The organism is Micromonospora sp. NPDC047620 (genome assembly GCF_043205005.1).
In the GTDB taxonomy this organism is placed as follows: domain Bacteria; phylum Actinomycetota; class Actinomycetes; order Mycobacteriales; family Micromonosporaceae; genus Micromonospora.
In genome coordinates this window covers 78,821-85,443 of the sequence record NZ_JBIDDG010000029.1, presented here as the reverse complement: position 1 = coordinate 85,443, position 6,623 = coordinate 78,821, and the positions used below count along the sequence as shown (strand labels likewise).

The 6,623-nt window shown below is 69.1% G+C and carries 6 protein-coding genes and 2 tRNA genes; 2 read left to right on the top strand and 6 right to left on the bottom strand.

What is annotated here, in order from left to right:
• The first annotated feature begins 588 nt into the window (after nt 1-588).
• Nucleotides 589-816, top strand: coding sequence for a hypothetical protein (locus tag ACGF5C_RS27805; protein WP_350708377.1), 228 nt, complete (start codon nt 589-591; stop codon nt 814-816).
• Nucleotides 817-820: 4 nt separating this feature from the next.
• On the opposite strand, the gene ACGF5C_RS27800 is transcribed toward ACGF5C_RS27805, so the two are convergent.
• The 6 genes from ACGF5C_RS27800 to ACGF5C_RS27775 form a co-directional block, all read right to left on the bottom strand.
• Entirely contained in the window at nt 821-1,618 is a 798-nt protein-coding gene (locus ACGF5C_RS27800) for a carbon-nitrogen hydrolase family protein (RefSeq protein ID WP_393306267.1), read from the bottom strand.
• Between the two features lie 151 nt (nt 1,619-1,769).
• Nucleotides 1,770-3,065: an ATP-dependent Clp protease ATP-binding subunit ClpX gene (clpX, locus tag ACGF5C_RS27795; protein WP_393306265.1), complete on the bottom strand. Its 1,296-nt coding sequence runs from the start codon at nt 3,063-3,065 to the stop codon at nt 1,770-1,772.
• Between the two features lie 206 nt (nt 3,066-3,271).
• On the bottom strand, nt 3,272-3,934 hold the full coding sequence (locus tag ACGF5C_RS27790) for an ATP-dependent Clp protease proteolytic subunit (protein ID WP_357462851.1): 663 nt from the start codon (nt 3,932-3,934) through the stop codon (nt 3,272-3,274).
• A gap of 10 nt (nt 3,935-3,944) precedes the next feature.
• Nucleotides 3,945-4,586: an ATP-dependent Clp protease proteolytic subunit gene (locus tag ACGF5C_RS27785; RefSeq protein ID WP_350685012.1), complete on the bottom strand. Its 642-nt coding sequence runs from the start codon at nt 4,584-4,586 to the stop codon at nt 3,945-3,947.
• Nucleotides 4,587-4,754: 168 nt separating this feature from the next.
• Nucleotides 4,755-6,101, bottom strand: a complete 1,347-nt coding sequence (gene tig, locus ACGF5C_RS27780) for a trigger factor (protein WP_357695710.1) — start codon at nt 6,099-6,101, stop codon at nt 4,755-4,757.
• A gap of 136 nt (nt 6,102-6,237) precedes the next feature.
• Nucleotides 6,238-6,311 (bottom strand) — tRNA-Pro (locus tag ACGF5C_RS27775).
• 202 nt (nt 6,312-6,513) lie between these two features.
• Between ACGF5C_RS27775 and ACGF5C_RS27770 the strand changes: the two genes are divergently transcribed.
• Nucleotides 6,514-6,587: transfer RNA gene (locus tag ACGF5C_RS27770), tRNA-Gly, on the top strand.
• Nucleotides 6,588-6,623: the final 36 nt, after the last annotated feature.

Genomic DNA, 6,623 nt, shown 5'->3' with positions numbered 1-6,623 from the left:
AACAAACCATAAAGGCTTGCCAGTCCGGGGTATAAATCAATTTGGCACTGGCTTATCAAGCACCCTGTTGAGTTCTCAAAGAACAACCACACACCACTCGAGCATCCCACATCGCGGGAGCCCGCTTGGGGCAACTTCTCTACCTTACTCGGCTCACTTCGCGCTGTCAACCTCGTGCCCGAGGTGATCAACGTTCGGTGTTCCAGATCCACGATGACGCACGCCGTATCACGGCGGTCGTTTCTGTCGCGGGAAACCGCAGACCGGCCGATCGCCGCTCCGCGGCTATCCGCCCGGCTCCTGCCGGCTTCAGCACTCTACCCGGTCAGTCTCGCGATCGCAACCCCGTGTCGGAGTGTCTTCGCACCGCCCGATTCCCAGTCCCGCTCGGCGTCTCCGCCACGAGCCTGGTGCCCGTTGTCAGCCAGTTTGTCCGGCCTCCCGCGTGCAGAGAGAAAGTTACGCGGACTGCTTCAGGAAGGCAAATCAGCGTCCGTCACTGCCCGGCTGTCGCTGGCGGAGGGGGTCCCGCATTCGTGATGGCGGCACAGGGTCCGCACGGGGCTCCGCCGTGCCAGAGTGTTCGTCATGGACGACCTCACCCGCCCCCGGCCGGCGGTGCTCGCCGAGGACGCGCTGCTCGGGCTGCTGCTGCCGTTCTGGCAGTTGGTCATCGGCGCCTTCGTGCTCTTCGTCCTCGTGGTGTCGGTGGCACGGCTGGCCCGACGGGGGCGGTCCCGGATGACGACGGCCCTCCTCGTCACGGCCGCGGCAATCGCCGGCTTCGCCGTGGTGGGCGTGCTGCTGCAGGGCTGAGGGCTTACAGGCGCCGGTTAGCCAGGCTCGGCAACTCGGCACGGATGGTCCGCAGCCGGTCGAGATCGAGGTCGGCGACGGCGACACCCGGGCCGTCGGGCACCTGGGTAAGCACCGTCCCCCACGGGTCGACCACCATGCTGCGCCCGAAGCAGGTCCGGCCCGGGTCGTGGTCGCCGGTCTGCCCCGCCGCGGCGACGAAACACTGGTTCTCGATCGCCCGGGCGCGCAGCAGCACCTCCCAGTGGTCCCGCCCGGTGTGCAGCATGAAGGCCGCCGGCACCACCAGCAACTGGGCGCCGCCGTCCGTGGCGAGCTGCCGGTACAGCTCCGGGAAGCGGAGGTCGTAGCAGATCGACAGCCCGACGCGGAGCCCCTCGACGTCGACCACCACCGGCTGGTCGCCGGGGGCGACGGTGGCGGACTCCAGGTAGGAGACCCGGCCGGGGATCTCCACGTCGTACAGGTGGATCTTGCGGTAGGTGGCCGCGAGCGCTCCGGAGCGGTCGAGGACCAGGGTGGTGTTCCAGGTGCGGCCCGGGTCCGGCCCGCGCTCGTGGATCGACCCGGCGATCACCCAGATGCCCAGCCGGCGCGCGACGCCGGCGAAGAACTGCCCCACCTCGCCGTCCACCGGCTCCGGCTCGGGCAGGCCGGCGGCGGGGCCGAGGTAGTCGACGTACTCCGGCAGGAGGGCGACGTCCGCGCCGGCCGCAGCCGCGCGCTCCAGCAGGGCCTCGGCGGCCGCGAGGTTGGCCTTACGGTCGTCCCGGGCGTTGAGCTGGCAGACGGCGACGCGCATGGGGATCAGCGTACGACCGGACCCGGCCACGGCGACAGCGGCAACGGTCGACACTCCGCCCCCGGTGGCGTCTCACCCGCTGCCGACGCTCACCGCTGCCTGGAAACGCCGACCGCGCCCGACCTCGACGGACGGGCGCGGTGGCGGTGGTTCAGGCCGACTTCTCCTCGCGGTCCCGCCGGGCGCGGCGGCCGGTGAACTCGCGGGGCACGATCGTCGGGTTCACGTTCTCCAGGACCACCTCGCGGGTGATCAGCACCCGCGCGGCGTCGGGGTTGCTCGGCACCTCGTACATCGTGGAGAGCAGGACCTCCTCGATGATGGCGCGCAGCCCACGGGCGCCGGTGCCGCGCAGCATCGCCTGGTCGGCGATCGCCTCCAATGCTGGCTGGTCGAACTCCAGCTCCACGCCGTCGAGCTCGAAGAGGCGCTGGTATTGCCGGACGAGGGCGTTACGCGGCTCGGTGAGGATGCGCACCAGCGCGGTGCGGTCGAGGCTGCGCACGTTGGTGATCACGGGGAGCCGGCCGACGAACTCGGGGATCAGCCCGAACTTCAGCATGTCCTCCGGCATGACCTGGCTGAAGACGTCGTCGGTCGACCGCTCGCTGACCGACCGGAGCCGGGCGCCGAAGCCCGTGCCGCCGTGGCCGGTGCGGGCCTCGATGATCTGGTCGAGCCCGGCGAAGGCACCGCCGCAGATGAACAGCACGTTGGTGGTGTCGATCTGGATGAACTCCTGGTGCGGGTGCTTGCGCCCGCCCTGCGGCGGCACATTGGCCACCGTGCCTTCCAGCATCTTGAGCAGCGCCTGCTGGACACCCTCGCCGGAGACGTCCCGCGTGATCGACGGGTTCTCCGACTTGCGGGCGATCTTGTCGACCTCGTCGATGTAGATGATGCCGGTCTCGGCGCGCTTGATGTCGTAGTCCGCCGCCTGGATCAGCTTGAGGAGGATGTTCTCCACGTCCTCGCCCACGTAGCCGGCCTCGGTGAGCGCGGTGGCGTCGGCGATGGCGAACGGGACGTTCAGCATCCGCGCCAGCGTCTGCGCCAGGTGGGTCTTGCCGCACCCCGTCGGGCCGAGCAGCAGGATGTTGGACTTGGCCAGCTCGACGGCGTCGCTGCCGGAACCCGGCGCGCCAGCCGCATCGGCCTGGATCCGCTTGTAGTGGTTGTAGACCGCGACGGCGAGCGCCTTCTTGGCCTGGTCCTGCCCGACCACGTAGTTGTCGAGGAACTGGCAGATCTCCATCGGCTTGGGAAGCTCTTCCCACTTCACCTCGCCGGACTCGGCCAACTCCTCCTCGATGATCTCGTTGCAGAGATCGATGCACTCGTCGCAGATGTAGACCCCTGGGCCCGCGATGAGCTTCTTGACCTGCTTCTGCGACTTGCCGCAGAAGGAGCATTTCAGTAGGTCGCCGCCGTCACCGATCCGTGCCACCTACGTTCTCCCTGCACTCATCGGCCGGAGACCCGGCCCTGACCTGCGGACGGTGCGCCGCCCGCCTCGTTCACCCCAGCCGGAGGACCGGCGGAGCGGTACAGACCCGACGTTACCCGCTGGCGGAGCTTTCTCCGACCCCCAAAACGGGTGTGTCAGACGGTCGGCCGGGAGCGGACTCCCGGCCGACCTCGACGCGAAACGGCTCAGCTGGCGGCGTTGGCCGCCAGCAGGCCCTTCTTGCGGCTGGTGAGGATGGTGTCCACCAGCCCGTACTCCCGGGACTCCTCGGCCGTCATGATCTTGTCACGGTCGATGTCCTTGCGGACCTTCTCCATCGGCTGGTTGCAGTGCCGGGAGAGCATCTCCTCGAGCTGGGTCCGCATCCGCAGGATCTCCCGGGCCTGGATCTCGATGTCCGAGCCCTGCCCGTAGCCGCCCTCGGTCGCCGGCTGGTGGATGATGATCCGCGAGTTCGGCAGCGCCATGCGCTTGCCCGGGGTGCCGGCGGCCAGCAGCACGGCCGCGGCGCTCGCGGCCTGGCCGAGGCAGACCGTCTGGATGTCCGGCCGGACGTACTGCATGGTGTCGTAGATCGCCGTCATGGCGGTGAACGAGCCACCCGGCGAGTTGATGTACATGATGATGTCGCGGTCGGGGTCGGTGCCCTCGAGCGTCAGCAGCTGCGCCATCACGTCGTTGGCCGACGCGTCGTCGACCTGGACGCCGAGGAAGATGATCCGGTCCTCGAAGAGCTTGTTGTACGGGTTCGACTCCTTGACCCCGTACGACGTGCGCTCGACGAACGACGGCAGGACGTAGCGGTTGTGCACGGCCGCGAACTGCGGCGGCAGGCTCAGGTCGGTCATCGTCAGCTCCTCAGCTCAGGGTCCCGGCGCCTTCCGGAACCTGCGTGGCTCCGGTGATCACCTTGTCGATGAAGCCGTAGTCCGTGGCCTCCTGGGCGGTGAACCAGCGGTCGCGGTCGGAATCCGCCTCGATCTGCGCCTGGCTCTGCCCGGTGTGGAAGGCGACCCGCTCCTGGAACATCCGCTTGGTGTAGAGCATCTGCTCCGCCTGGATGGCGATGTCCGACGCCGTGCCGCCCATGCCGCCGGACGGCTGGTGCATCATGATCCGCGCGTGCGGCAGGGCGTAACGCTTGCCCTTGGTGCCGGCGCAGAGCAGCAGCTGGCCCATCGAGGCCGCCATGCCCATCGCCACGGTCGACACGTCGTTGTCGATGAACTGCATGGTGTCGTAGATCGCCATGCCCGAGTAGACCGAGCCACCCGGCGAGTTGATCCACAGGTTGATGTCGCGGTCCGGGTCCTCCGCGGCGAGCAGCAGGAGCTGCGCGCAGATGCGGTTGGCGACCTGGTCGGTCACCTCGCTGCCCAGGAAGATGATCCGCTCCTTGAGCAACCGGTTGTAGACCGAGTCATCGAGGTTGCCAATGTTGTCGCCACCGCGGGCCTCGATCGCCCGGAGCGGCATCGCTTGCATGTGCATGTCGGTCATGGCAGCCCTTCGCTCTCCGTACCGTCCTACCCGACACTAACCGCTCAGCCGGGTGGCAGAGTCCCGGTCCGGGCAGTGTTCGCTAACAGCGCAGCCCTGGAGACGTACCCCGGAAAGGGATCGGGCCGCCGCCCACCGCAAGCGGCGGACGGCGGCCTCACCCGACGATCAGTGCTCGTGGTTGTGCTCGGCCTCGCTCTCGGCGCGGAGGGCGTCGAGCGTCACCTCGTTGCCGGCCGAGTCCTTGATCTTGATGCGCTCCATGACCGAGGCCAGGGCCTTGCCGCGCCGCACGTCCCCGAAGACGGCGCCGGCCGCGCCGGAGCGGACCAGCTGGTCGTAGTACTGCTGCGGAGCCATCCCGGCGCGCTGGGCACGGTGCACGATCTCGTGGCCGAACTCGTCGTCGCTGACCTGGACCTCCTCGGCGTCGGCGAGGGTGTCCAGCAGCAGCTGGATCTTGACGCCCTCGGTCGCCGCCTCGGTCAGCTCGGCGTCGATCTGCTCCTCGGTCTTCTCCTCGGCCGCCAGGTATTCCTCCAGGGAGGCCCCGATGCGCTCGAGCTGGTCGACCATCGCCTGCTTGCGGCTCTCGACCTCCTCGCGGACGACGCCCTCCGGCGCCGGCACCTCGGCGGCGGCGACGAGCTGCTCCAGGGCCTTGTCGCGAGCGGCGTAGATCTGCTCGACCCGCTTGCCCCGGGTGACCCGCTCGCGCAGGTCCCCGCGCAGCTCCTCGATGCTGTCGAACTCGCTCGCCATCTGGGCGAACTCGTCGTCGAGCTCCGGCAGCTCCTTCTCCTTGACCGTGCGGACGGTCACCGCCACCTCGGCGTCGCGGCCGGCGAAGTCGCCGCCGACGAGCTGGGTGGTGAAGGAGGTGCTCTCGCCGGCGGACAGGCCGACGACGGCCTCGTCCAGACCCGGGAGGAGCTGCTTGCTGCCGACCTCGTGGGAGATGTTGCTCGCCTGGCCGCCCGGCACGTCCTCGCCGTCGACGGTCGCGTTCAGGTCGATCTGGACGTAGTCGCCCTCCTGGGCGGCCCGCTCGACGGTCTTCAGGGTGGCGAAGCGCTCGCGCAGGTTCTTCACCTGCTCGTCGATCTCGCTGTCGTCGATCTGCAGCTCGTCGACGGTCACCTCGATGGTGGCCGGGTCCGGCAGGGTGATCTCCGGGCGGACGTCGACCTCGGCGGTGAAGTTCAGCGAGTCACCGTCGTTGAACTCGGTGATCTCGACCTCGGGGCGGCCGAGCGTCTTCAGGTCGTGCTCGCGGACGGCAGCGAGGATGTTCTGCGGGATGGCCTCCTGGACCGCCTCGTTGAGGACGGTGCCCCGGCCGACCCGCTGGTCGATCACAGCCGCCGGAACCTTGCCCTTGCGGAAGCCGGGAACCTGGACCTGCTGCCCGATCTCCCGGTACGCCTTCTTGAGGCTCGGCTCGAGCTCGACGAACGGCACCTCGATGGCGAGCCGCACGCGCGTCGGGCTCAGAGTCTCGACGGTGCTCTTCACAGGCGTACTCCTTGACGGATCTCGGTTTTAGTCTGGGCGTGATAAGCCCATCGAGTGTAGGCGAGCCGGCCGGGCGCACCGGCAGCGGCCGGGGACCGCGCGGAGGGCGACCCCGGCGACCGGCCGCGGACGACAGTCGGGGTGGCGGGATTTGAACCCACGGCCCCTCGCTCCCAAAGCGAGTGCGCTACCAAGCTGCGCCACACCCCGTGGCGACGAGCAGTCTATGCGGTCGCGGCCGGCGCGACGTGCCGGGGCGTCACCCAACGCGCCGAACGGGGACCAACCGGACACCGGGTGCGCCGGCCACCCCTGCACCGGACGACGGCACGCGCCGCGCCGGGATACGGCTGAGCGGACGGGGTGGGCCATTGGGTACGCTGTCGGCGCGTCCCGCAGCGTCGGGGCGTACGCGGGCGTAGCTCAATGGCAGAGCTTCAGTCTTCCAAACTGACGGTGCGGGTTCGATTCCCGTCGCCCGCTCCACGAACTCCGGCCCAGGTCAGCGGCGTTGTCGCCGAG

Coding starts and splice junctions, on each gene's coding strand:
- ACGF5C_RS27805 (WP_350708377.1), top strand. CDS start 589: ATGGACGACCTCACCCGCCCCCGGCCGGCGGTGCTCGCCGAGGACGCG.
- ACGF5C_RS27800 (WP_393306267.1), bottom strand. CDS start 1,618: ATGCGCGTCGCCGTCTGCCAGCTCAACGCCCGGGACGACCGTAAGGCC.
- ACGF5C_RS27790 (WP_357462851.1), bottom strand. CDS start 3,934: ATGACCGACCTGAGCCTGCCGCCGCAGTTCGCGGCCGTGCACAACCGC.
- ACGF5C_RS27785 (WP_350685012.1), bottom strand. CDS start 4,586: ATGACCGACATGCACATGCAAGCGATGCCGCTCCGGGCGATCGAGGCC.